The organism is Sporosarcina sp. Marseille-Q4063, assembly GCF_018309085.1.
Taxonomy (GTDB): Bacteria; Bacillota; Bacilli; order Bacillales_A; family Planococcaceae; genus Sporosarcina.
This window is the reverse complement of the sequence record NZ_CP070502.1, coordinates 1,338,987-1,365,066: the sequence shown is the minus strand read 5'-3', so window position 1 is coordinate 1,365,066 and position 26,080 is coordinate 1,338,987. Positions and strand designations below refer to the sequence as shown.

The window sequence follows — 26,080 nt, the reverse complement described above, 5'->3', positions numbered from 1 at the left end:
TTAGTACCGATTTAAAGTTTATTAGTCTACTATTATAGTATTGATCACAGTCGAATCGAACACTTTCGACTACTGGAGGAATGACAATTGACTACAGAAGAAAAACCACATATTTTAATCGTCGATGGCATGGCATTATTATTCCGCTCTTTTTTTGCGACATCCGCGATGGGACATTTTTTCCCGAATGCAGCGGGCGTTCCAACGAATGGCGTCCAAGGATTCGCCCGCCATTCTATGACGGCAATGTCCTTATTCAACCCGACTCATATGGCAGTTTGTTGGGACATGGGCGCACACACATTTCGCAACGATTTATATGACGGCTATAAAGCGAATCGCCCGGCACCGCCCGAAGAACTCGTTCCGCAGTTTGACATGGCTAGAAGCGTATCGGAACTCATCGGATGGAAAAGTTACGGCGAACCAGGGATGGAAGCCGACGATTTAATCGGCTCTATGGTAACCAATTGGGAAGGAAAAGCCGAAATAACAATCGTTTCAGGCGACAGAGATCTCCTGCAATTATTGCGACCAGGTGTTAAAGTAGCGCTGATAAAAAAAGGATATAGCGAATACGACATCTACACGGATGAAAGATTCATCGAAGAATACGGCATTACGCCGCTTCAATATATCGATAAAAAAGCATTCACTGGCGACGCGGCCGACGGATACCCAGGCGTCAAAGGAATCGGGCCAAAAACAGCTTTGACATTACTAAAACAATACGGCTCAATTGAAGGCGTTCTAGATGCACTAGACGAATTAACCCCAGCACGAAGAAAACGAATCGAAGAAGGCATGGAAATGCTTCACTTATCCAGAAAACTCGCCGAAATTCATTGCGACTTAAAGGTATCCGATCAAATCGAAGACCTAACATTACCAATTTATGATGTAGAAAAAAGAAGCCTATTTGAAAAAGAAGGCTATACAATGATCATGCGACATGCCGATTCACTATTTTCATGAAGAAATAAAAGATAGCCACAACTCACATTTGGAGTGAATAGTGGCTATTTTTTTATTTTAACAAACGTCAAAATAGACCTGTTATTCCCATAAGAAATTGTTCGTAATTGACTATCACGATTTCTTCCTCCATTATCATGCACGATAAGAAATAGCTCGTCACCTTTCTTCTCATATCCAACTACGGGTACCCAATGATAATCGAAAGCGAATTTTCCGCGCCATCTAAATGTAAACCATTTGTCAAACTTGGCAGCTACAGGACGACCATTATCAATTTCATGAATGACCTCATCTATTGTACACTTTTCAACAGTCCACTCCTGGCCTAGAAGCTTCTTCATATTGCGTATGAAACGCCAAGTAAATAAACCGATTTTTGTACTGCCTAGCAATCGGTACAGATCATTCACTGCATGCATATTATGAGGGAAATGATACCCTAGAATCACATGAGCGGTTACCGGGCCGCATGCAGATGGCCGAAAACGTTTATCAATATCTTGTTCAAATTGTGATTTCCCAGTTACATCAAGTACGGTTTTCACATCGAAACGCCCTTTCTTTTTAGAAGGAAACTTTTTATAGTTAGTGTACAATCCATTTTCGGTTCTGGATAATAAATTGATTCACTCAAAACCTGACGGATTGAAGTTACTATCTATTCTATGAATAATTGCAGAATAAAATATTGCGAAAAATTAACTAATGCTCTATAATAAAAGTTATAGAAATCGTTTCTATTTTTTTTGCCCAAATAATGAATGAGTGTTCATTCAAGAAAATAAAGGGAGGCATTGCACGTGGCTTATCAAATTAAAAAAGCAGCAGTTTTAGGTTCAGGTGTGATGGGTTCTGGTATCGCAGCCCATCTCGCTAACATCGGTATCCCTGTACTTTTATTGGATATCGTCCCGAAAGAATTGACAGACGAAGAGACAGCGAAGGGGCTTACTCTAGAAGATAGTCAGGTCCGAAACAAAGTTGCGAAGAGCGCTTTGCAAAAACTACTCAAACAAAAACCAGCTCCGTTAACGACGAAAAACAACTTATCACTTATAAAAGCGGGAAATCTAGAAGATGATCTTGATCAATTGAAAGATGTTGACTGGATTGTTGAAGTAATTGTCGAGAATCTAGAAATTAAAAAAGAACTATACGAAAAAGTGGATGCTGTGCGTAAGCCTGGCACGATTATTTCTTCAAATACATCGGGCATTAGTATCGAAGCGATGAAGGATGGACGTTCAGAGGATTTCCAGAAACATTTCTTAGGAACGCATTTCTTTAATCCGCCGCGTTATTTAAAACTACTAGAAGTGATTCCGGCAAGCTCGACAGCTCCGGAAGTGGTAGATTTCATGGTTCAGTTTGGTGAAAATACATTAGGTAAAGGCGTTGTTATTGCCAAAGATACGCCGAACTTTATTGCGAACCGAATTGGCACATACGGGTTATTAGTAACGCTTCGAGAAATGGAAGAGCGCGGGTTTTCAATCGGAGAAGTCGATTCCGTAACAGGCACTTTAATAGGACGTCCGAAATCAGCAACTTTCCGAACATTAGACGTAGTCGGTCTGGACACATTTATGCATGTCGCCAAAAACGTCTACGACCAAACAGAAGGTGAAGAACAAAAAGTATTCGAATTGCCGGCGTTTATGAAGAAAATGATCGAAAACGGCTGGCTCGGTGCGAAAACAAAACAAGGATTCTATGTGAAGAAAGATAGAGAAATTCAGGAACTTGATCCTGAAACTTTCGAATACAGTAAAGCGAAGAAATTGAAAACGCCTTCAATTGAAATGGCGAAACAACAAAAAGGCCTTGCAAATCGCGTGAAGACACTCGTCTACGCAAAAGACCGGACGGGTGAAATCCTATGGAACATCATGGCGCCGACGCTTCGCTATTCCGCGGAACTGCACGGTGAAATCGCGGATGATATCGTCGCGATTGATAACGCGATGAAATGGGGCTTTGGTTGGCAACAAGGACCATTTGAAATATGGGATGCAATCGGGGTTTCTAAATCTGCCCAAAAAATGAAAGAAGATGGTGCAGAAGTTCCTGCTTTCGTTCAACGTTTATTAGATCAAAACTATGAATCTTTCTATAAAGAAGAAGACGGCGAACTGTATTTCTTCGACGGAGAAGGTTATAAGCCAGTTCCTGTTAATGAAAAAGTGATTGACTTGAAACGTTATAAGAAAAAACACGGAGTCATTAAGAAGAATACAGGCGCTAGTTTAATAGATCTCGGCGATGGCATCGCTTTACTTGAATTTCATTCGCAATCGAATGCGATTGGATTAGATATTATGCAAATGATCAACTTCGCAGTCGATGAAGTAGAAAAGAATTATAAGGGGCTTGTGATAGGCAACCAGGGAAGAAACTTCTGTGTTGGCGCAAACCTTGGGCTTATCCTAATGGAAGCGCAAGATGACAATATTTTTGAATTGGATTTTGTAGTCCGAACGTTTCAAAATGCGATGATGAAAATCAAATATTCGACGAAGCCGGTCGTCGCAGCACCATTTGGGATGACGCTTGGCGGAGGCGCGGAAGTTTGTCTTCCGGCTGCACATATTCAAGCGACGACTGAAACGTATATGGGGCTAGTTGAACCAGGCGTAGGTCTGATTCCTGGTGGTGGTGGAAACGTCGGTTTGTATTCAAAACACCTAAAAGGATTGCCAAACGGCGTTGAAGTAGACTATCAAAACATTGCCAATAAAGTATTTGAAACGATTGCGATGGCTAAAGTTTCAACTTCTGCAGATGAAGCACGGGATAACAATTTCTTGAACTTCGCGGATGGAATTAGTGTCAATGCAGACCATCAATTACACGATGCGAAACAAGTCGCGCTTTCATTATTTGAAAACGGATACAAAGCACCGAAACGTGAAAAAATTCCTGTAACAGGCGAGTCAGGTTATGCGACATTACTTCTCGGCGCTGAGGCGATGTTCTTGTCGGGATACATTAGCGAACATGATCTGAAAATCGCGAAGAAACTAGCGTTCGTTCTAGCGGGCGGCAAAGTGCCATTTGGAACGCTTGTGGATGAGCAATATTTGCTTGACCTTGAACGTGAAGCTTTCTTAAGTCTTGTAGCTGAACCAAAATCACAGCAGCGTATGCAACATATGCTGATTAAAGGAAAACCACTACGCAATTAATGGCACCAAACATAGAGGAGGAAGAAATAATGCGTGAAGCAGTAATTGTAGCCGGTGCACGAACGCCGGTCGGAAGAGCGAAAAGAGGTTCGCTTGCAACCGTTCGTCCGGATGATCTAGGAGCGATTGCAGTAAAAGAAACATTAAAACGCGCGGGCGGATACGACGGCCCGATAGATGATTTGATTATTGGTTGCGCAATGCCCGAAGCGGAACAAGGAATGAATATGGCGCGCAATATAGGTGCACTTGCAGCACTTCCAGATACAACACCTGCGATTACCATAAACCGATTTTGTTCATCCGGCTTGCAAACAATTGCCTACGGAGCAGAACGAATCATGCTTGGATCTTCAAAAGCAATCCTTGCAGGCGGGGCAGAATCGATGAGCATGGTTCCAATGATGGGAAATGTCGTGCGTCCGAATGTAAAATTAGCAGAAACAGCGCCCCAATATTATATGGGAATGGGCCATACCGCAGAGCAAGTCGCAACAAAATACGGCGTTAGCCGTGAAGATCAAGATGCATTTGCCGTACGTTCTCATGAAAGAGCAGCAGCGGCGATCGCTGCAGGCAAGTTTAATGATGGGGTTGTTCCAGTAGAAGTTGTTCAGCGCTACGTTGATGGCAATGGGAAACCGGCTGAAAAGAAATTCATGTTTGAAATGGATGAAGGCGTTCGTCACGGTACAACGACTGAAGTACTTGCGCGATTACGCCCTGCATTTTCAGTAACCGGTTCAGTAACTGCAGGTAACTCATCACAAACCTCAGACGGCGCAGGTGCAGTTTTGATCATGGACCGTGAAGTTGCAGAAGCGGAAGGATTGAAACCAATCGCTAAGTTCCGTTCATTCGCAGTTGGCGGCGTTCCACCAGAAGTAATGGGAATCGGCCCAATTGTAGCGGTTCCGAAGGCGCTTGAAATTGCCGGGTTATCCATCGAAGACATCGATTTATGGGAACTAAACGAAGCGTTCGCATCTCAATCGCTTCAAGTTATCCGTCATCTCGGTCTTGATATAGATAAAGTAAATGTGAACGGTGGAGCCATTGCGCTCGGTCATCCACTCGGTGCAACGGGTTCGATCTTAACCATTCGTATGTTGGATGAACTAAAAAGTCAAAACAAGCAATTTGGAGTCGTGACAATGTGCATCGGAGGCGGAATGGGTGCCGCGGGGGTATTCGAATTATTGTAAGAAAAACCGAAACTTCAATAGCTATAGATAGTAAGTATGATATTTAGTTTTAATTAAAAGGAGGAACAAACAATGACTAAATCAACAACGGCAAACTTAATTAAAGGTGGAGCATTCCTTATCGAAGACATCGAAGCAGATCGTGTCTTCACCCCCGAGGATTTTACAGAAGAGCAGAAAATGATTGCGAAAACAACTGAAGATTATGTATTAAATGAAGTTGTGCCTGTCATCGATAATTTAGAAAACCATGAATTTGAGCACTCTGTACGTTTATTGAAAAAAGCAGGTGATTTGGGCCTTCTCGGGGCTGATGTTCCAGAAGAATACGGCGGACTCGGTTTAGACGCCATTTCATCAGCGTTAATTTCTGAAAAAATGTCACGTGCGGGCGGTTTCTCAATCACGCATGGCGCGCATGTCGGCATCGGAACGTTACCAATCGTATTATTTGGCACGGAAGAACAAAAGGAAAAGTACCTTCCAAACTCGGTTACAGGCGATAAAATCTCGGCCTACGCGCTAACTGAACCGGGTTCAGGTTCGGATGCACTGGGTGCTAGCGCAAATGCGAAACTCAATGACGCGGGGACGCATTACATTTTAAACGGTGAAAAACAGTGGATAACGAACGCTGGATTTGCCGACGTTTTCGTTGTTTATGCAAAAGTTGATGGCGACAAATTCTCAACTTTCATCGTTGAAAAAGACTTCCCAGGTGTATCTGTCGGTGCAGAAGAAAAGAAAATGGGGATCAAATCATCTTCTACGCGGACGTTAATTCTTCAAGATGCAGAAGTGCCTGTAGAAAACTTATTGGGCGAAGTTGGGCGCGGCCATGTGATTGCGTTTAACATCTTGAATATCGGCCGTTATAAACTCGGAGTGGGCACAGTCGGCGGTTCAAAACGCACGCTTCAATTGGCGATTCAATATGCAAACGGTCGTAAACAGTTTAAAACGCCCATTTCTTCATTTAATTTAACAAAAGAAAAGCTCGCTACGATGGCATCTCGTACCTATGCGGCGGAAAGTTTGGTCTACCGCACGATCGGATATTTTGAAGAGCGAAATAGTGCCATGACTGCAGAGGAACGTAAAGATGGAAAAGCGATTGCAGCTTCAATCGCAGAGTATGCAATTGAATGTTCTATTAACAAAATTGTTGGTTCAGAACTACTAGATTATGTCGCTGATGAAGCCGTTCAACTTCACGGAGGATATGGTTTCATGGCAGAATACGAAGTCGAACGTATTTACCGCGATTCCCGTATTAACCGAATCTTTGAAGGAACCAACGAAATCAACCGCTTGCTTGTTCCGGGCACTTTCATGAGAAAAGCATTGAAAGGCGAATTGCCGTTACTTGAAAAAGCGCAAGGCCTTCAAGAAGAACTTCTCATGATGATGCCAGAAGAAATCGGCGACGAAGCACTTGCACAAGAGAAAATGCTTGTGAAAAACGCGAAAAAGATCGGACTGTTAGTCGCCGGTCTTGCAGCACAGCGATTCGGTACTAAACTTGAACAAGAGCAAGAGATTCTTGTCAACATCGCTGATATTGCAAGTAATGTATTCGGCATGGAATCGGCACTTCTTCGTACGGAAAAAGCAATTGCCCGTAACGGCGAAGAGAAAGAACAACAGAAAATCCTTTACACGGAAGTATTCTGTCAAGAAGCTTTTGCCGAAATTGAAAAAGACGCCAAAGAAGTCTTGTTGGCAGCGGTTGAAGGCGATAACCAGCGTATGATGTTATCTGCGCTTCGCAAATTAACCCGTTCAAATCCTTACAATATTATCGCGAAAAAACGCGAAGCTTCAGAAAAACTTATTGATGCAGAAAGATATATCGTCTAATTTATTTAGCAGTTGCCCAGATGCCTTTTTGGTATCTGGGTGAATTTTTGCTACAATGGGGTAAACGAAGGAGCTGTTGTTGTTATGAATCTGACCTATTACGGATACCCTAAATGCAGTACATGCAGAAAAGCGAAGAAATCGCTAGAGGTATATGAAGTACCCTTTGAAGAAGTGAATATCGCGGAAAACCCGCCGAGCGAGGAAGAACTTCGTAAAATCATTTTCGCATCTGAACTGGACATTAAAAAGTTTTTCAATACGAGCGGAAAAGTATATCGAGAGCTTAACTTAAAAGACAAACTACCGACAATGTCCGAAGATGAAAAAATAAAATTGCTATCATCAAACGGCATGTTGATCAAAAGACCGATTGTTCATGGCGATGGAAAAACAACCGTCGGATTCAAGGAAGAAGAGTTTGAAAAAGTCTGGAGATAATGCCTGCTCGCCTTGTATTTAAGGCTAGCTTATGGCAATATTAGATTGAAAGAATAACTATTTTGGAGGCTATGATTATGAACACACCAAAGGAATTAAAGTATTCAGAAGAACATGAGTGGGTAAAAGATGAAGACGGTAAGTACCGTATTGGAATCACACACTTCGCGCAGTCTGAACTAGGCGACATTGTTTTCGTTGAATTACCTGAAGTTGGCGACGAAATAACTGCGGACGAGCCTTTCGGTAGCGTTGAATCAGTTAAAACAGTTTCCGAGTTATATGCGCCTATTAGCGGAAAAGTAGTTGAAGTGAACGAAGAGCTAGAAGATAGCCCAGAGTTTGTTAACGAATCTCCATACGAACAAGCGTGGATGATTGTTGTTGAACCATCTAATGTATCCGAGTTGGATGCACTTATGTCAGCTGAAGACTATGACAAAATGACAATCGAGTAATAATCGACATGGGACGCCGAGAATTATTCGGCGTTTTTTCTGTCTAAAGATGAATATCGGTAAAGGAGTCAATTCACTATGCAATTTGAAAAAGTGCTTATTGTAGAAGGTAAATCAGATCGAATAAGAGTTAGCCGAGTACTCGCTGAACCTGTTGAAATAATATGTACGCATGGTACGATAAGTCCGTACCATTTAGAAGAATTGTTGGATCCTTACGAACAACATGAGATGTATGTTTTCTTGGATGCGGATGAAGATGGTGAAAAAACTCGGGCACTTTTCAAAAGAGCGTATCCGTTGGCAATTCATCTTTACACAGAAAAAGTATATAAAGAAGTCGAAACAACACCCTATAACGTATTGGCGACAGTTCTTCAGGCAGCCCATTTTGAAGTTCACGCTGAATTTTTATTATAAGAAGGTAGATACAATGGATATATGGACAAGGGAAGTATGGGAAAGAAAGTCTAGTGAATCGGATATTGCGGTATTTTATTTATATACGCCGATATGCGGAACTTGCGCAGTCGCTTCGAAAATGATGAATGTAATTTCCGTCATGAAGCCTAATATACCGATTGGAAAAGCGGATTTGAATTATATCGAGGATTTGGCAATCGACTATCAAATTGAAAGTGTGCCATGTCTCCTTATTTCAAAACAAGGTGTTCTTCAGGAAAAGATTTATGCGTTTAAATCAGTCCCTGATCTTCTAATGAAAATAAGTTGACATATCCAAGGCGTTTATGATAAATTTACTCTTATAGTAATTTTATAATCAAATCACTCTTATAAAGAGCGGCGGAGGGAAGTGCCCTATGAAGCCCGGCAACCATCACATCTGTGAACTGGTGCCAAATCACACAAAGCATTACGCTTTGGAAGATGAGAGATTGGACAAACGCTTATTTCAAACGTTGAAGCCTTTCTGCATCTAGCAGCAAGGCTTTTTATTATTTATTGAGGTGGAGAAAAATGATTCATTTAAAAGATGTCAACAAGGTCTTCGGTGAAGGTTCAAATAGTATAGTCGCCGTAGACAGCGTCACCTTTGATATTGCCGAAGGGGAAATCTTCGGTGTTATCGGCTATAGCGGTGCAGGAAAGAGTACCCTCATTCGACTCTTAAACGGACTAGAGATGCCGACAAGCGGCGCAATCACAATTGGCGGTTTAGAAATCTCATCCATTAAAGGACAACAATTACGGAAAGCCAGGCAAAAAGTAAGCATGATTTTCCAACACTTTAATCTGCTGTGGTCAAGAACCGTTAAAGACAATATTGCTTTTCCACTTGAAATCGCAAATATCTCTAAAGTGGAACGCGACCTTAAAGTTGCCGAACTAATCGAGCTAGTTGGCTTAAAAGGGCGGGAGAATGCATACCCATCTGAATTATCGGGTGGACAAAAGCAACGGGTCGGTATTGCACGTGCACTTGCTAATGATCCTGAAGTATTGCTTTGTGATGAAGCGACATCTGCACTTGATCCAGAAACGACTGATTCAATTCTCGATCTCCTAACTGACATCAATGAGCGACTTGGGCTGACGATTGTACTCATTACACATGAAATGCATGTCATCCGGAAGATTTGCCACCGGGTTGCAGTGATGGAAGAAGGTAAAGTAGTCGAAATGGGAAATGTTCTTGAGGTATTCCAATCGCCACAGGAGCCGATTACGAAACGTTTCTTATCGCAAGTGACGGAACCAGCAGAAACAATTGAGGCGATGGAACATATTAAAAAAGAATTTCCATCAGGAACGCTTATAAAACTTGTTTTTGTAGGTGAACGAACTGGACAACCGGTTATTACGAGCATGATCCGAAAATTCATGATTGACGTAAATATTGTGCAAGGGAATATCGCCCAAATGCATGATGGTGCATACGGCACGCTCATTCTTCAATTAGTCGGAGAAGAATCGATTATTCAAGAAGCAATCCATTATCTGAATGAACAAGATGTCCGGACGGAGGTGGTCGGTAATGATTGAAAACCTGTTTCCGCATGTTGACTGGGCTAAGATGTGGGGTGCGACTTTAGAAACGCTTTATATGACAGCGATGTCAACGGTGTTCACATTTGTCATTGGGTTGGCGTTAGGCGTATTGTTATTTCTTTCAGGACCAGGTCAATTATGGTCGAATAAGCTGATTTATACGATTTCGGGGGCATTCGTCAATATATTCCGGTCAATCCCGTTTATCATTTTAATTATTCTACTCATCCCGTTTACGAAACTGCTTCTTGGGACGATACGCGGGCCTGAAGCAGCTTTACCTGCATTAATTATAGGGGCTGCACCATTTTATGGTCGAATGGTTTTAATTGCGTTGCAGGAAATCGATAAAGGCGTCATTGAAGCTGCAAAATCGATGGGCGCAAAAACATCTACGATTATATTTAAGGTTTTATTGCCAGAATCCATGCCTGCCCTAATCTCTGGAATTACCGTTACCGCCATCGCGCTCGTCGGATACACGGCAATGGCGGGAGTTATCGGGGCCGGGGGACTTGGGACGCTAGCCTTTTTGGATGGATTCCAACGAAGCCGTGAAGACGTTACGCTAATGGCAACCATTCTTATTTTAATCGTCGTGTTCATCATCCAGTTTATCGGAGATTTTGCTGTTAGAAAGTTTGATAAAAGATAAGGTTAGTAAGGAATACCGGGCTTTGCCTGTCAACCATATATACATCATAGAAAAGAGGAGTTTACACAATGAAAAAAGTATTATCAGCAATCTTATTAGCGGTACTAGTACTTACTTTAGTGGCTTGCGGCACGAAAAATGAAGGTAACAAAGACAATGCAAGTAGTGGCGACAACGCCCAAAAAGAATTAGTTATCGGTGCTTCGAATATACCGCATGCAATTATTTTGGAAAAAGTGAAGCCGTTGTTGAAAGAAGAAGGCATTGATCTCGTCATTGAACAATACACGGATTACATCTTGCCGAACACAGACTTGGACTCTGGTGAAATTGACGCGAACTACTTCCAACATATACCATACCTTGAATCTTCGATGAAAGATCATGGCTATGATTTCGTGAATGCGGGTGAAATTCATATTGAACCAATCGGTGTCTATTCGAAAAAATACAAGTCTCTTAACGAACTTCCAGAAGGCGCAACAATCTTGATGAGTAATTCCATTGCCGATCATGGACGTGTACTTGCAATGCTTGAGGCGCAAGGGCTTATCAAGCTAGATGAGGACGTTGAGAAAACGACTGCAGAAGTAAAAGATATTGTCGACAATCCAAAAAACATCAAGTTCGAAGCAGACTATGAGGCCGCATTATTGCCGCAACTTTACAACAATGATGAAGGCGATGCAGTGCTGATTAACTCAAACTATGCCATTGACGCAGGACTCAATCCGCTTGAAGATTCAATCGCGCTAGAAGAATCGGATTCACCATACGTGAATGTGATTGCTGTTCGCAAAGGCGATGAAGATAATGCTGAAATAAAAGCATTAATCGAAGCACTGAAATCGGAAGAAATCCAAGACTTCATTTTAGAAGAATGGGAAGGTTCAGTCGTTCCGGTAAAATAATAATAATCTAGAAAAGAAACGCTACCAGTGAAGGCTGGTAGCGTTTTTCTTTTCTGTATCTAATATATTAAAATAGTACTATTCTTATTTTTCTATGACTTTTATTAATTCGGGGTAGGAATATTCAATCATTAATAGTATACTTAGCTACAAGGTGTGTTGAGAGCGCTTTCAACATATCGGATAAAAGTTGGAGGGGGAATAGAATATGAGTTTTAAAAAGTGGTCAATACTACTAATTTTGGCATTAACGATGAGTATGATTTTAGCAGCTTGTGGTGATGATAATGCCGGGAAAACTGGGGAAACGGGTGATAAAGGGACAGGTAAGCTAGCGGCGGATCAAACGTTGAATGTAAACATCAAATCAGAACCGCCTTCATTAAATCCATCTTTAGCGACGGATACTACATCAGGGGCGGTATTAAACCAGACGTTTGAAGGTTTAATGCGTGTAAACCAAGAAGGTAAAGTAGAAGAGGCCATGGCAGAAAGTCACGAAATGTCTGATGACGGATTAACATACACGTTCAAAATCCGGGAAGGCGCAAAATGGTCTAACGGAGATGCTGTTACTGCAAAAGACTTTGAATACGCTTGGAAATGGGTACTTGACCCAGCTAACGTGGACACGGACTATGCATATCAATTATATATGATTAAAGGTGCTCAAGATGCGAAAGAAAATGGCGGGTCCTTAGATGATGTGGCGGTTACAGCTGAGGATGATCAAACATTGGTTGTAGAGTTGGAACAAGCAACAGCTTATTTCCTTGAATTGACAGCGTTTTATACGTTCTTTCCTGTCAATGCGAGTGTAGTAGAAGCAAATCCTGACTGGGCTCAGGACCAATCCGAAAACTACGTAACAAATGGTCCATTCCTTATGGAATCTTGGAAACATAAAGATGAAATTGTTTTAAAGAAAAATCCTGAATATTGGGATGCAGATACAGTTAAGTTAGAAACAATCACGATGGTTATGATTGAAGATGAAAATACAGCGAAACAAATGTATGACAGAGGCGAATTGGATTGGCTCGGTTCTCCAACAGACTCAATTCCGTTGGCAGCAATACCTGCATACAAAAAAGACGAAGTATTAAACATTTCCCCGCTTGCGGGCGTTTATTACTACGCGTTTAACACAGAAGCAGAACCATTTAACAACGTCAATATTCGTAAAGCATTCGCAATGGCGATGAATCGCCAAGGAATTGTAGACAATATTACACAAGCCGAGCAAGCGCCGGCAATGGCATTGGTTCCGCCTTCGATATTTGAAGAAAATGCAGAAGGTTACTTTAAAGATAATGACATCGAAGAAGCGAAAAAACTGATGGAAAAAGGATTAGAAGAATTAGGGTTAAGCGAGATGCCAACGATTAAACTTTCTTATAACACAAGTGAAGCACATGCATCTATTGCACAAGCAGTTCAAGATATGTGGAAAAAGAATTTGGATATCAATGTTGAACTTCATAATGAAGAGTGGGGTGTCTATCTTGACTCCATGGGCGCAGGCGATTTCCAAGTCGGACGTATGGGCTGGCTTGCCGATTTTAACGACGCCATCAACTTCTTGGAAATTTTTGAAACAAAAGGTGGAAACAACTATACAAACTGGGAAAATGCAGAATATCAAGGTTTGTTGAAAGAATCAAGAACTGAGACAGACGCTAAGGCACGTGAAGACTTATTACGTAAAGCAGAAGATATCTTTATGGATGAACTTCCATTAGCGCCAGTTTACTTCTATACAAACGTCTGGACGAATAAAGAAAAAGTTAAAAATGTTGAAGTATCACCACTTGGTCTCGTTCAATACAAATGGGGCTATATTGAAGAAGAGTAAATCGTAATACCACTCATGATCGTTATAGGTTTCATAGGGGTGATTTGTTTTCACCCCTATTTTTCATTCAAAAGAAGGAATATGTACTTTATCCACAGGATTACGGAGGTGTTATCACTTGGCTAGATATTTGCTTAAACGGATCGGTTATATTCTTATATCCTTATTGTTTATTATCACAATCACATTTGGATTAATGAAATTAGCACCGAGTGGGCCTTTTACATCCGAACGAAAAACTTCTCCAGCAATCGAACGACAAATGCTGGAAGCATACGGATTAAATGACCCGATACATGAACAGTACTTTGATTATTTGATCAGCGCTGCCAAATTTGATTTTGGCCCTTCATTTAAATATGAAGGACAACAAGTTACGGATATTATTAAAAGAAGTTTTCCTTATTCTTTAGTTCTAGGGCTAGAAGCCATTTTTATCGCCTTGGCTTTCGGTGTGTTGTTTGGAACGATAGCTGCAATTAGACATAATAAGACGAGCGATTATACCGTCATGGTGATCGCGATAATGGGAATTTCTGTCCCGAGTTTCGTCATGGCGACTATCCTGCAATACATATTTGCAATGCAATTGTCCTTGCTGCCAACTGCTAGATTCGAGTCTTTTGCTCATACAATATTACCGGCATTTGCCCTTGCGACAACACCGCTTGCATTTATTGCCAGGTTAATGCGGTCTAGTATGCTAGAGGTCTTAAACGCAGATTATATCAAAACAGCAAAATCAAAAGGATTATCGGAACGCGTAGTCATTTATAAACATGGACTTCGAAATGCAATTTTACCGGTCGTATCCTACATGGGACCATTGGTAGCCGGCATATTAACCGGTAGTTTCATTATCGAAAAAATATTCGGTATTCCAGGTTTGGGTCGAGAGTTTGTTGAAAGTGTAACAAATCGTGATTATACCGTTATTATGGGCACTACTGTATTTTTTAGTGTTCTGTTACTCATATCCATTTTGATAGTCGATCTTATTTACGGGTGGATTGATCCACGGATAAAACTGGCAAATAAGGGGGCTAATAGTTAATGACACGTTTGCAACTTGAAAAATCAGATTTCGAACCATTGGGAATAGACCAAGAAGCGTCTGAAAAAATTGTTGGTGAAAGTACGTCTTATTGGAAAGATGCATGGCGTCGTTTCCGTGAAAATAAGTTAGCCGTTTTCGGGGTAATAATGATTATATTACTTTCAACTATGGCCTTGATTGGCGAACCGATTTCAGGTAAAAACTACAATGATACCAATATAATGAATGTGAACAAGACTCCGTCGGCGGAACATTGGTTTGGAACGGATAATCTTGGTCGAGATATATTTGCAAGAACCTGGTATGGTGCAAGAATTTCATTATTCATCGGTTTAATGGCATCCCTCATTGACTTAGTCATTGGCGTGATTTGGGGCGCAATATCCGGCTTCTTTGGCGGAAAAGTAGATGAATACATGATGCGTATAGCAGATATCTTGTACGGCGTGCCCTATTTATTGGTCGTTATTTTGTTAATGGTTGTCATGCCTCCGGGTCTTTGGACGATGATCATTGCAATGAGCATAACGGGGTGGATTAGCATGGCAAGGATTGTACGTGGACAGGTTCTGCAACTAAAATCTGAAGAATATGTAATGGCATCTAAATCCTTGGGAGCAAGTAATTTTAGGTTAATGTTTCGGCATTTGATCCCCAATACATTAGGTCCAATACTTGTTACGTTGACTTTAACAATCCCTACGGCAATATTTACAGAAGCATTTCTAAGTTATCTAGGTTTAGGTGTACCTGCACCTCGTGCGAGTTGGGGAACCATGTCGTCGGATGCATTATCTGGGTTTGAGTATTATCCATACCAACTCTTTTTCCCGGCATTCTTCATCTGTTTGACGATTCTCGCATTTAATGTCATCGGTGATGGATTGAGAGATGCATTGGATCCGAAAGAAGGCAAATAAGGAGGTACGCACAAAATGAAAAAAATATTAAAAGTAAATGATCTTTCAGTGTCGTTTGAGACATACGGCGCAGACGTTAAAGCTGTTCGCGGTGTTTCTTTTGAATTAGAAGAGAAGGAAACGTTGGCTATCGTAGGCGAGTCCGGATCAGGGAAAAGTGTTACAGCCTATTCGATAATGCGTTTAATCGATATGCCTCCGGGAAAATTCGATGGTGGAACAATCCTTTTCAATGATGAAGATTTAACATTAAAATCGGAAAAACAAATGCAAGAGATTCGCGGAAAAGAAATCAGTATGATATTCCAGGATCCAATGACTTCATTGAATCCAACAATGTCGATAGGTAACCAAATTTCTGAGAGTCTTATCAAGCATCAAAACATGTCGAAGAAAGATGCCTATTCGCGTGGGATTGAATTGTTGAAGCTTGTGGGGATTCCAAATTCAGAGACTCGGATTAATCAATATCCTCACCAATATTCCGGGGGAATGAGGCAACGCGCAATGATCGCGATTGCATTGGCATGTAACCCTAAAATATTGATTGCAGACGAACCAACAACTGCACTAGATGTGACAATCCAGGCGCAAATTTTGGAACTAATGCGTGATTTGCAGGAAAAGACCGGCACAGCAATCATTTTGATAACCCATGACTTAGGGGTCGTATCAAGCGTCGCAAGTCGAGTCGCGGTTATGTACGGGGGGAAGATTGTAGAAACAGGGAACGTCGATGAGATATTCTATAATCCAAAGCATCCATACACTTGGGGCCTGCTAGGTTCAATGCCGAAAGTAGATAGTAAAGGTGAAGATTTATTGGCAATCCCGGGCTCGCCACCGGACTTAGCGGATCCTCCCAAAGGTTGTCCTTTTGTTACTAGGTGTCCTTACGCTATGAAAGTGTGCAAAAACACGATGCCCGAGTACACGGTTTTGTCAGATACGCAAAAGACCGCGTGCTGGTTATTGGATGAACGTGCTCCTAAAGTAGAAATGCCCGAAACTGCTATTGTAGGAGGTCATAAGCAACATGTCTGAGAAACGAGAAAAATTACTTGAAATAAAAGACTTGAAAAAACACTTTAAAGTTGATCGAAATAAGATTTTGAAGGCAGTCGATGGAATTACTTTTGATATTTATAAAGGTGAAACATTCGGCTTAGTAGGCGAGTCAGGATGCGGAAAATCCACCGCAGGCCGTACAATCATGCGTCTATATGAGGCAAGTGGCGGTGAAGTGCATTTTCAAGGCGAAAACGTGCATGCGAAAAAGTCGAAGAAAGAATTGAAGAAGTTTAATAGAAACATGCAAATGATTTTTCAAGATCCTTATGCATCACTGAATCCTAGAATGACAGTCAAGGATATAATTGCAGAAGGACTCGATATTCATGGATTAGTTAAAAATAAGGCTGAGCGAACTGCTCAAGTAAACGAGTTGCTTGAAACTGTCGGGCTAAATAGTGAACATGGCAACAGGTATCCGCATGAATTTAGTGGCGGTCAGCGTCAAAGAATTGGGATTGCTCGTGCTTTAGCGGTAAATCCGCAATTTATTGTGGCCGATGAACCGATATCCGCATTGGATGTTTCAATACAGGCTCAAGTTGTCAATTTACTGAAAAAGTTGCAAGTAGAACGTGGCTTAACCTATTTGTTTATTGCGCATGATTTATCGATGGTCAAACATATAAGTGACCGGGTAGGCGTGATGTATTTGGGTAGCATGGCTGAAGTAACAACCAGTGATGCACTATTTGAAGAGCCATTGCATCCTTATACGCAAGCCTTGTTAAGTGCGATACCGATCTCGGATCCAATATTGGAACGAAATCGAGAAAGAATGATTATCAAAGGAGACATACCGAGTCCGATTGATCCTCCGAGCGGTTGTCGTTTTAGAACGAGGTGTCCATTTGCCAAAGGGATATGTAGTGAAGTGACGCCGGAATTGTTAGAACAGAAGCAAGACCATTGGGTGGCCTGTCATATATATAACGAAAAATACAGCGACCAGTTCGATGTACCGAAAGCCCCGACTGAAATGGGCATTCCTGTTAACTGATGCTACATAGTCTTCAGCTTGCAACGAAAACCTCGATCCCCGAGAAGTTTTGGGATTCGGGGTTTTTGTTGTTTTATTTGACTATGGTCGTTTCAAGTGTCGCTTTGGTCGTTTGTCCAGCCGCTTTAGTCGTTTGATGCCTCGTTTTGGTCTTTTCACATCTTTTCCAATTAATTTCTTTGAAATAAATAAACATTTCACTTTTTGTTATGTTATCGTAGGATTAAGTGTTAAAAAATTATCATTTTAAGGGGGAAAAAGATTTGAAAGTTAAGATAGGTCTTATATGGAGAATTGTCATAGCAATTGCATTGGCAATAGGGTTAGGATTACTAGTCCCGATGATTGGGGAAGGTTTCGCGGAATTATTCGTAAGCTTTTTTGCAACATTTAATATGATTTTTGGCGGTTTTCTTAATTTTGTTGTTCCATTAATTATTATTGCTTTCATTGCTCCTGGTATTGCCAAGCTAGGAAAAGGATCCGGAAAACTTTTAGGTGTCGCGACAATAATTGCTTATTTATCGACAATTGCTGCTGGGATTCTAGCCTTTTTTTCAGCAACGACATTATTGCCGAACTTCATTGGAAACTTTGCAGACGCGACAGTTAAAGAGGGGACAAGAGTTCCAGCAGAAGCCTTTTTTGAACTCGAAATGACGCCGGTAATGGGTGTTATGTCAGCGCTGTTGATCGCATTTTTATTCGGAATCGGTATGGCAGCCATCAGTAGCAAATCGATGCTAGCCGTCTTTGAAGAATTCAATGATTTAATTGAAAGAGTTATTTCATTTGTCATTATCCCGCTTTTACCAGTCCATATTTTCGGAATATTTCTAAATATGACGTATAGTGGAGAGGTTGCAAAGGTCTTATCTGTCTTTGCTGTCGTTTTTATTATGATTATAGTTCTCCATTTACTCATGTTGACCATCCAATATACGATTGCTGGATCACTTTCAGGCCGCAATCCATTTAAACTGATGAAAATAATGGCACCGGCTTATTTCACGGCATTAGGTACACAATCATCTGCGGCAACGATTCCAGTAACATTAAGACAAGCGCGAAAAACAGGCGCATCTGAACGAGTTACAGACTTTTCAATTCCGCTTTTCGCAACGATTCATCTTTCAGGAAGTACAATCACGCTAGTCTCATGCGCGATTGGTGTCATGCTAATGAATGATATGCCTATTGTATTTTCCAGTTTCCTGGGTTTCATCTTCATGCTTGGTGTCACGATGATTGCAGCACCGGGAGTTCCAGGCGGCGCGGTAATGGCGGCAGTTGGTCTTTTAAGTTCGATGCTTGGTTTCAGCGAAGCTATGGTTGCGCTCATGATTGCATTGTACATGGCTCAAGATAGTTTCGGAACAGCAACAAACGTTACTGGCGACGGCGCACTCGCAGTCATTGTGGACAAGTTCACGAAAGACAATGTTCCCACGTCAGATTCTCAGTGATTATCGTTTAATTGAGAAAAACGAATGTTGTTTTATGATATCCCTCTAGAAGTCTTGAATTAGTGGCAATCTATTAAAAGCCGTTAATTCTCAATGATTTGCAAGGCAATGAATAATGGGGTAAGATTAGAATGATACTAAATAAAGAATGGATATCCATTCACAATTAACATATTGGAGGTATTGGAATGGCAACTTTAGAAATTAAAGGTCTTCACGTTGAAATAGAAGGCAAGAAAATATTGAAAGGCGTCGATTTGACGATTAATACAAACGAGATCCACGCAATTATGGGTCCAAATGGTACAGGAAAATCTACTCTCGCGCAAGCGATTATGGGGCATCCAAGATATGAAGTAACTGCAGGTACAATCACACTTGATGGTGAAGATGTACTTGAAATGGAAGTTGATGAGCGTGCAAAAGCAGGTCTCTTCCTAGCAATGCAATATCCAAGTGAAGTTACAGGCGTTACAAATGCTGACTTCTTACGTTCGGCGATTAACGCAAAGCGTGGAGAAGGTAACGAAGTTCCATTAATGGGCTTCATTCGCGATCTTGATGCGAAAATGGCAACACTTGAAATGGACGAAGATATGGCAACTCGCTACTTGAACGAAGGATTCTCAGGTGGAGAGAAGAAGCGTAACGAAATTCTCCAGCTTATGATGTTGCAACCTAAATTCGCTGTGCTTGATGAAATTGACTCAGGTCTAGACATCGACGCATTGAAAATAGTAGCAAAAGGAATTAACGAAATGCGCGGTGAAGGTTTTGGTTGCCTAATCATTACTCACTACCAACGCCTACTTGACTACATTACGCCAGATCATGTACACGTTATGATTCAAGGAAAAGTTGTTCAATCCGGTGGTGCAGATTTAGCTCACAAGCTAGAAGCACAAGGATATGACTGGTTACATGAAGAGCTTGGTATTGAAGAAGAAACTGTAGAGCAAGAAGCTTAAGAGAGGGGACTATTCAAAATGACGGTTGAAACAAAATCGGTATTGACCGAACAGGATATCCGTTCCTTTTCAAAAAAAATGAATGAAGCCGCGTGGATGACAGATTTCCGTGCAGATGCATTTGCGAAATTGGAACAACTTCCTATGCCAACACCAGATAAAACAAGAATTAATCGATGGAACTTTACGGATTTTCCTATCCATGCGACAGAAAGTCCTGTATATACAGCAATAGATGAACTTCCTGAAGAGGCACGTGCGCTTTTTGACACTGCAAAAGAGAATAACGTCTATGTACAACATAATAATACGCCTGCATTTGTTTCCTTGTCAGAAGACTTAAAAGCAAAAGGTGTTATTTTAACAGATATATTCACAGCAACACGCGAACATAGTGAACTTGTGAAAAAGTATTACATGACGGATGGTGTAAAAGTCGACGAACATAAATTAACTGCATTCAATGCGGCATATATGAACGGCGGCGTATTTGTATACGTTCCGAAAAATGTTGTTATAGAAGACCCAGTTCAGGCATTGTTTTACCATGATGATGAGCAAGTTTCGATCTTTAACCACGTTATCGTAGTTGCTGAAGCAAATAGTTCACTGACATATATCGAGAACTACATGTCGACAGTGTCAGAATCAAAAGGAAAAGCAAACATTGTATCTGAAGTATTCACGGGTGACAATGCACAAGTAACTTACGGTGCAGTAGATGTGCTTCCAGTAGGATTCACAACATACGTAAACCGTCGTGGTATCGTAGGTCGAGATAGCCAACTTAACTGGGCACTCGGACTAATGAATGACTGTGATACGATTTCAGAAAACATCACTCATCTTATCGGAGACGGTTCAGATTGCGACATGAAAACAGTTGTTGTTGGACGTGGAAAACAACGCCAAAACTTCACAACGGAAATCATTAGTTGGGGGAAAAACTCTAACGGTATGATTTTGAAGCATGCTGTCGTAAAAGACGAATCAACTGCTATCTTTAACGGTATCGGTAAAATCACTAAAGGAGCAACGGGATCGAACGCTGAACAAGAATCACGTATGCTTATCTTAAGTGACCGTGCACGTGCAGATGCAAACCCAATTTTACTTATTGCTGAAGACGAAGTAACAGCAGGTCACGCAGCATCCGTAGGTAAAGTTGATCCGCTAGAAATGTTTTATTTAATGAGTCGTGGAATATCAAAAGAAGAAGCACAACGCCTTATCATTCACGGATTCCTCGCACCAGTCGTTGCCGAACTAAAGGTCGAAGGTGTTAAGAAACTGTTGACGGAGGTTATTGAAAGGAAAGTGCGCTAATGCTTAACAAAGACATCCGCAAACATTTTCCAATACTTCAACAAGAGATAAATGGACATCCGCTCGTTTATCTTGATAGTGCTGCAACTTCCCAGAAGCCGCAGCAAGTTATAGATGCGATGAGTAATTATTACGAAAAAGATAATTCTAACGTTCACCGAGGCGTGCACACGCTCGGTAATCAGGCGACGGAAGCATATGAAGGCGCGCGCGACAAAGTGCGCGACTTCATCAATGCGAAGTCACGGGAAGAAATCATTTTCACTCGCGGAACGACAACATCATTAAACATCGTCGCACAAAGTTACGGTCGCGCTAATGTTGGCGAAGGCGATGAAATTGTCATTACCCATATGGAACATCACTCGAATATTATTCCTTGGCAACAACTTGCAAAAGAAAAAGGTGCTGTTCTTAAGTTTATCGACCTTGAAGAAGATGGGACAATTATACTCGATAAAGTACGTGAAACGGTCACTGAGCGTACAAAAATCGTATCCATCATGCATGTGTCAAACGTACTTGGAACAGTAAACCCAATTAAGGAAATCACTGAAATTGCACATGCAAATGGCGCAATCATGGTTGTAGACGGGGCACAAGCTGCTCCTCATATGAAGGTTGATGTCGGGCAACTCGATTGTGATTTTTATGCGTTTTCCGGGCATAAAATGGTCGGGCCTACAGGTATTGGCGTATTGTACGGTAAAAAAGAATTGCTAAACAAGATGGAACCCGTCGAGTTCGGCGGAGAGATGATTGACTTTGTTGGCCTATACGAATCTACGTGGAAAGAGCTTCCATGGAAATTTGAAGGCGGCACCCCAATTATTGCAGGTGCTGTTGGTCTAGGTGCGGCGATTGATTATCTCGAAGAAATCGGCTTGGATAATGTCGAAAAACACGAACAACATCTTGCCGAATATGCAATGAAAAAAATGTCTGAAGTCGAAGGCGTTACGATTTACGGACCACTTGAACCAGAAAAACGTGCAAGTCTAATCACATTTAATCTTAACGATGTTCACCCTCACGACCTTGCGACTGTGCTTGATATGCACGGAATTGCCGTGAGAGCTGGACACCATTGCTGTCAGCCACTTATGAAATGGTTAGATGTATCGGCCACGGCGCGCGCCAGCTTCTACATTTACAATACGGAAGAAGACGTTGATCGCCTCGTGGACGGACTCCGCATCGCAAAGGAGTATTTTAACGATGTCAACTAGAAATCTCGATCAGTTATACCGCTCGGTGATTATGGATCATTATAAAACGCCGAGAAATAAAGGAGTAATTGAAGAAAGTAGTGTCACCGTCGACATGAACAACCCGACGTGTGGCGACGTGATCCATTTAACGATGCAAGTTGAGGATGGCACGGTTCAAAATGCAAAATTTGAAGGCGAGGGTTGTTCGATTTCCATGGCGTCTGCATCCATGATGACCCAGATGATTAAAGGGAAGTCGGTAGAAGATGCCTTATCTCTCGCAAACACAATTTCGAATATTATGCTAGGAAATGAATATGATAATTCCATCGATTTAGGGGATATTGAAGCGCTCTCTGGTGTAGCGAAATTCCCTGCCCGGATTAAGTGTGCAACACTTGCATGGAAAGCGATGGAACAAGGCGTCGGCAAAGAAGATTCCGAGTGAAGTACAACCTGAAGTAGTGAGATTTTAGTCACTATTTGTTAAGGAGTACTGTAGAAATATAGGATGGAGGAATAATAATGGCTAAAAAAATGCCTGAAATTGGTGAATACGAACATGGTTTTAATGATGGAGATGTCTCTGTGTTTCGTTCTGAACGTGGTTTGACACGTGAAATTGTTGAAGAAATTTCTTCAATGAAAGACGAACCACAATGGATGTTAGACTACCGCTTAAAATCATTGGAATTGTTTTATAACATGCCTACACCACAATGGGGTGGAGATCTTAACTCACTCAACTTCGATGAGATTACGTATTATGTAAAAGCATCTGAGGGAACTGAACGTTCTTGGGATGAGGTTCCAGAAGAAATCAAGCGTACATTTGATAAACTTGGAATACCTGAAGCGGAACAGAAGTATCTAGCAGGAGTATCTGCACAGTACGAATCAGAAGTTGTTTACCACAACATGAAACAAGACTTAACTGATATGGGAATCATTTTTAAAGATACTGATTCAGCACTTAAAGAAGATGAAGAACTATTCAAGAAATACTGGGGTACAGTAATTCCGAACACTGACAATAAATTTGCGGCGTTAAACTCTGCAGTTTGGTCAGGTGGATCGTTCATTTATGTGCCACCAGGTGTTAAAGTAGAGTCACCCCTACAAGCTTATTTCCGTATTAACTCAGAAAATATGGGACAATTTGAACGTACACTTATCGTTGTTGACGAAGGCGCAAGCGTTCATTACGTTGAGGGGTGTACAGCACCTGTATTCACAACAGCATCACTTCATAGTGCTGTAGTAGAAATCATCGTAAAAGAAAACGCATACTGCCGTTACACAACAATTCAAAACTGGGCAAATAACGTTTATAACCTTGTTACAAAACGTGCAGTTGTTGATGCGCACGGTACAATGGAATGGATCGATGGAAACATCGGTTCTAAATTGACGATGAAATACCCAGCGATTTTACTACGTGGAGAATATTCACGTGGTCTGACATTGTCAATCGCACTATCAGGAAAAGGACAACACCAAGATGCGGGTGCGAAAATGATGCACTTAGCACCAAATACGTCCTCTACAATCGTTTCAAAGTCTATTTCTCATGGCGGCGGAAAAGGAACATACCGTGGTATCGTTCATTTCGGTCGTAATGCAGATGGCGCTAGCTCACGAGTTGAGTGTGATGCGTTATTAATGGATGACATTTCGATTTCTGATACAATTCCATATAACGAAATTCTAAACGACAATATTTCACTTGAACACGAAGCAAGTGTTTCCAAAGTTTCAGAAGAACAGCTCTTCTACTTGATGAGCCGCGGTGTTCCTGAACTGGAAGCAATCGAAATGATCGTACTTGGTTTCATCGAGCCATTCACAAAAGAATTACCGATGGAATACGCAGTAGAAATGAACCGCTTGATTAAATTCGAGATGGAAGGTTCTATTGGTTAAAACCTTATAAACATTTAAGAACACTGACACAACAATGCTTGTGTCAGTGTTTTTTTAATTTTTATCCTTGTGGAAATATTGATTATTCCATAATAAGAATAGTACAATTACATGTAAGTATCTTGGATTTATGGGTATTTGAGGATGATTAGAAAATCGTTAATTGTATTAAAGGTATTATCGGGGGGAGTGTAAAGTGGTTACGAATCCAACATATAAACGGTTAATAATTTTTGTATTAATCCCATTGGCGTTGTTAGTTATCATCAACGGACTCACTTCAAAAGATAGAACTTCTATCGATCAAGCTGAAATTCCGGAAAGTGCCGGGGTTATAGAAGGTCATGTGGTTTCCAAAAGAATGAGTTATCTATGGGTAGCAGATGAACCGGTCAGTATATGGAGGAGATTAACCGGATTTGTAACTGAAGATTATGGTCAGGGACGTATTATGGTATATAGGCATCCAGACGCTGAGAAAAACGTATTAAATGGTTTGAGGATAAATCAAAAAGTACGTGTATATTGTGATCACATAAAAGAATCAAACCCGCCTAAAACTTCGGCTTATTACGTGGAAGTCGTTAATGATGAATAGAGGTGTATAATTTAGGCAAAATAAAAATCGGTCCTTGGGGTCGGTTTTTGCTTTTCATCATTTATTTGCAGAATAAAACATTGAATATATGATAGGATGAGAGTATTCAATAATCATATAAAGAATTCAACAACGTAATGCCGAAGGGGAGAATGTAATGGAGTTTATTATATTAGCTATAATTGCTTTATCAGCAGGAGTAATTGGAGCGCTTGTTGGTCTTGGTGGCGGAATTATTCTTGTTCCAGCAACACTATTTATTGGCATAAATCTAGGTTTGATTTCAGGAATCACGCCGCAAACAGTCGTAGGATTGTCAGTTATCATGATGATCTTTACAGGACTTGGATCAACGCTTTCGAATATAAAAACAAAAACTGTAGACTTTCGCAGCGGGTTCATATTCTTTGCAGGTAGCATACCAGGAACACTGCTAGGTGCATTTGTGAATAAAGGATTAGACTTGCCATCGTTCAATTTATATTTCGGTATTTTACTGATTTTATTATCCATACTTTTACTCGTTCGTAATTATTTGAAACCGGTTAGCTGGTTCGTGAAACGTGGAAAAACGCGTGACTTTACAGATAAATTTGGAAAATCCTATACATATGGTTACCCTGTTTGGTTTGCATTACTATTAACGTTTGGTGTTGGATTCGCATCAGGGCTATTTGGAATTGGTGGCGGTTCAATCATCGTTCCAGCAATGATTTTACTGTTTTTATTCCCGCCTCATGTTGCAGTTGGAACTTCGATGTTCATGGTTTTCTTATCAGCAATCGTGAATTCCATTACGCATATTTCACTCGGCAACGTCCCTTGGCTTTATACGATTCCTGTTGTTCCTGCGGCGTATATCGGGGCGAGACTAGGGGCAAGGTTAAACCAGAAAATGAAATCCGAAACGCTCGTATTCGCTTTACGAATTATACTGCTCCTACTCGGTATCCGTTCGATTGTCGATGGTATTTGGGGTTAA

25 protein-coding genes and 1 riboswitch are annotated in these 26,080 nt (G+C 41.1%); of the genes, 24 read left to right on the top strand and 1 reads right to left on the bottom strand.

Annotation, left to right across the window (positions count from 1 at the left end):
- Nucleotides 1-87 precede the first annotated feature (87 nt).
- Complete coding sequence (locus tag JSQ81_RS07045) at nt 88-975, top strand: 5'-3' exonuclease (protein WP_212606964.1); 888 nt, start codon at nt 88-90, stop codon at nt 973-975.
- A gap of 44 nt (nt 976-1,019) precedes the next feature.
- Here the strand turns inward: JSQ81_RS07045 and JSQ81_RS07040 are convergent, their stop codons facing one another.
- On the bottom strand, nt 1,020-1,523 hold the full coding sequence (locus tag JSQ81_RS07040) for a C39 family peptidase (protein WP_212606963.1): 504 nt from the start codon (nt 1,521-1,523) through the stop codon (nt 1,020-1,022).
- A gap of 255 nt (nt 1,524-1,778) precedes the next feature.
- Between JSQ81_RS07040 and JSQ81_RS07035 the strand changes: the two genes are divergently transcribed.
- The 23 genes from JSQ81_RS07035 (at nt 1,779) to JSQ81_RS06925 (ending at nt 26,080) form a co-directional block, all read left to right on the top strand.
- Complete coding sequence (locus JSQ81_RS07035; RefSeq protein WP_212606962.1) at nt 1,779-4,163, top strand: 3-hydroxyacyl-CoA dehydrogenase/enoyl-CoA hydratase family protein; 2,385 nt, start codon at nt 1,779-1,781, stop codon at nt 4,161-4,163.
- 29 nt (nt 4,164-4,192) lie between these two features.
- Entirely contained in the window at nt 4,193-5,368 is a 1,176-nt protein-coding gene (locus tag JSQ81_RS07030; RefSeq protein WP_212606961.1) for an acetyl-CoA C-acetyltransferase, read from the top strand.
- A gap of 72 nt (nt 5,369-5,440) precedes the next feature.
- Nucleotides 5,441-7,228, top strand: coding sequence for an acyl-CoA dehydrogenase family protein (locus JSQ81_RS07025; RefSeq protein ID WP_212606960.1), 1,788 nt, complete (start codon nt 5,441-5,443; stop codon nt 7,226-7,228).
- Between the two features lie 84 nt (nt 7,229-7,312).
- Nucleotides 7,313-7,669: an arsenate reductase family protein gene (locus JSQ81_RS07020; RefSeq protein ID WP_212606959.1), complete on the top strand. Its 357-nt coding sequence runs from the start codon at nt 7,313-7,315 to the stop codon at nt 7,667-7,669.
- A gap of 77 nt (nt 7,670-7,746) precedes the next feature.
- On the top strand, nt 7,747-8,127 hold the full coding sequence (gene gcvH, locus JSQ81_RS07015; protein WP_212606958.1) for a glycine cleavage system protein GcvH: 381 nt from the start codon (nt 7,747-7,749) through the stop codon (nt 8,125-8,127).
- Between the two features lie 78 nt (nt 8,128-8,205).
- The gene (locus JSQ81_RS07010; protein WP_212606957.1) at nt 8,206-8,547 is read left to right on the top strand and encodes a toprim domain-containing protein; all 342 of its coding nucleotides are present in this window, start codon (nt 8,206-8,208) and stop codon (nt 8,545-8,547) included.
- A 13-nt stretch (nt 8,548-8,560) separates the two neighbouring features.
- Entirely contained in the window at nt 8,561-8,860 is a 300-nt protein-coding gene (locus tag JSQ81_RS07005; RefSeq protein ID WP_212606956.1) for a thioredoxin family protein, read from the top strand.
- 56 nt (nt 8,861-8,916) lie between these two features.
- Nucleotides 8,917-9,022, top strand: a riboswitch (SAM riboswitch).
- An 83-nt stretch (nt 9,023-9,105) separates the two neighbouring features.
- Nucleotides 9,106-10,131, top strand: coding sequence for a methionine ABC transporter ATP-binding protein (locus JSQ81_RS07000; protein WP_212606955.1), 1,026 nt, complete (start codon nt 9,106-9,108; stop codon nt 10,129-10,131).
- On the top strand, nt 10,124-10,792 hold the full coding sequence (locus JSQ81_RS06995) for a methionine ABC transporter permease (RefSeq protein WP_212606954.1): 669 nt from the start codon (nt 10,124-10,126) through the stop codon (nt 10,790-10,792). The genes JSQ81_RS07000 and JSQ81_RS06995 overlap by 8 nt, the downstream gene beginning before the upstream one ends.
- Before the next feature lie 68 nt (nt 10,793-10,860).
- Nucleotides 10,861-11,703 carry a MetQ/NlpA family ABC transporter substrate-binding protein gene (locus tag JSQ81_RS06990; RefSeq protein ID WP_212606953.1) on the top strand — a complete coding sequence of 281 codons (843 nt, stop codon included), beginning with the start codon at nt 10,861-10,863 and terminating at the stop codon, nt 11,701-11,703.
- 208 nt (nt 11,704-11,911) lie between these two features.
- Nucleotides 11,912-13,558 carry a peptide ABC transporter substrate-binding protein gene (locus tag JSQ81_RS06985; protein WP_212606952.1) on the top strand — a complete coding sequence of 549 codons (1,647 nt, stop codon included), beginning with the start codon at nt 11,912-11,914 and terminating at the stop codon, nt 13,556-13,558.
- 118 nt (nt 13,559-13,676) lie between these two features.
- Complete coding sequence (locus JSQ81_RS06980) at nt 13,677-14,612, top strand: ABC transporter permease (protein WP_212606951.1); 936 nt, start codon at nt 13,677-13,679, stop codon at nt 14,610-14,612.
- On the top strand, nt 14,612-15,535 hold the full coding sequence (locus JSQ81_RS06975) for an ABC transporter permease (RefSeq protein ID WP_212606950.1): 924 nt from the start codon (nt 14,612-14,614) through the stop codon (nt 15,533-15,535). Before JSQ81_RS06980 ends, JSQ81_RS06975 begins: the two co-directional genes overlap by 1 nt.
- Before the next feature lie 15 nt (nt 15,536-15,550).
- Nucleotides 15,551-16,579, top strand: coding sequence for an ABC transporter ATP-binding protein (locus tag JSQ81_RS06970; protein ID WP_212606949.1), 1,029 nt, complete (start codon nt 15,551-15,553; stop codon nt 16,577-16,579).
- Complete coding sequence (locus JSQ81_RS06965) at nt 16,572-17,606, top strand: ABC transporter ATP-binding protein (protein ID WP_212606948.1); 1,035 nt, start codon at nt 16,572-16,574, stop codon at nt 17,604-17,606. Before JSQ81_RS06970 ends, JSQ81_RS06965 begins: the two co-directional genes overlap by 8 nt.
- Before the next feature lie 263 nt (nt 17,607-17,869).
- Nucleotides 17,870-19,072, top strand: coding sequence for a dicarboxylate/amino acid:cation symporter (locus JSQ81_RS06960; protein ID WP_212606947.1), 1,203 nt, complete (start codon nt 17,870-17,872; stop codon nt 19,070-19,072).
- A gap of 188 nt (nt 19,073-19,260) precedes the next feature.
- Nucleotides 19,261-20,040 (top strand): Fe-S cluster assembly ATPase SufC, encoded by a 780-nt coding sequence (sufC, locus tag JSQ81_RS06955; RefSeq protein WP_212606946.1) that lies wholly within the window; start codon nt 19,261-19,263, stop codon nt 20,038-20,040.
- A gap of 18 nt (nt 20,041-20,058) precedes the next feature.
- Nucleotides 20,059-21,366 (top strand): Fe-S cluster assembly protein SufD, encoded by a 1,308-nt coding sequence (sufD, locus tag JSQ81_RS06950; RefSeq protein ID WP_212606945.1) that lies wholly within the window; start codon nt 20,059-20,061, stop codon nt 21,364-21,366.
- Entirely contained in the window at nt 21,366-22,595 is a 1,230-nt protein-coding gene (locus JSQ81_RS06945; RefSeq protein WP_212606944.1) for a cysteine desulfurase, read from the top strand. The genes sufD and JSQ81_RS06945 overlap by 1 nt, the downstream gene beginning before the upstream one ends.
- Nucleotides 22,585-23,025 (top strand): Fe-S cluster assembly sulfur transfer protein SufU, encoded by a 441-nt coding sequence (sufU, locus tag JSQ81_RS06940; RefSeq protein WP_212606943.1) that lies wholly within the window; start codon nt 22,585-22,587, stop codon nt 23,023-23,025. Before JSQ81_RS06945 ends, sufU begins: the two co-directional genes overlap by 11 nt.
- A gap of 77 nt (nt 23,026-23,102) precedes the next feature.
- Complete coding sequence (gene sufB / locus JSQ81_RS06935; protein ID WP_212606942.1) at nt 23,103-24,500, top strand: Fe-S cluster assembly protein SufB; 1,398 nt, start codon at nt 23,103-23,105, stop codon at nt 24,498-24,500.
- Nucleotides 24,501-24,696: 196 nt separating this feature from the next.
- Nucleotides 24,697-25,098, top strand: coding sequence for a DUF3221 domain-containing protein (locus tag JSQ81_RS06930; RefSeq protein WP_212606941.1), 402 nt, complete (start codon nt 24,697-24,699; stop codon nt 25,096-25,098).
- 157 nt (nt 25,099-25,255) lie between these two features.
- A complete protein-coding gene (locus tag JSQ81_RS06925) occupies nt 25,256-26,080 on the top strand; it encodes a sulfite exporter TauE/SafE family protein (RefSeq protein ID WP_212606940.1) in 825 nt (274 codons plus the stop codon).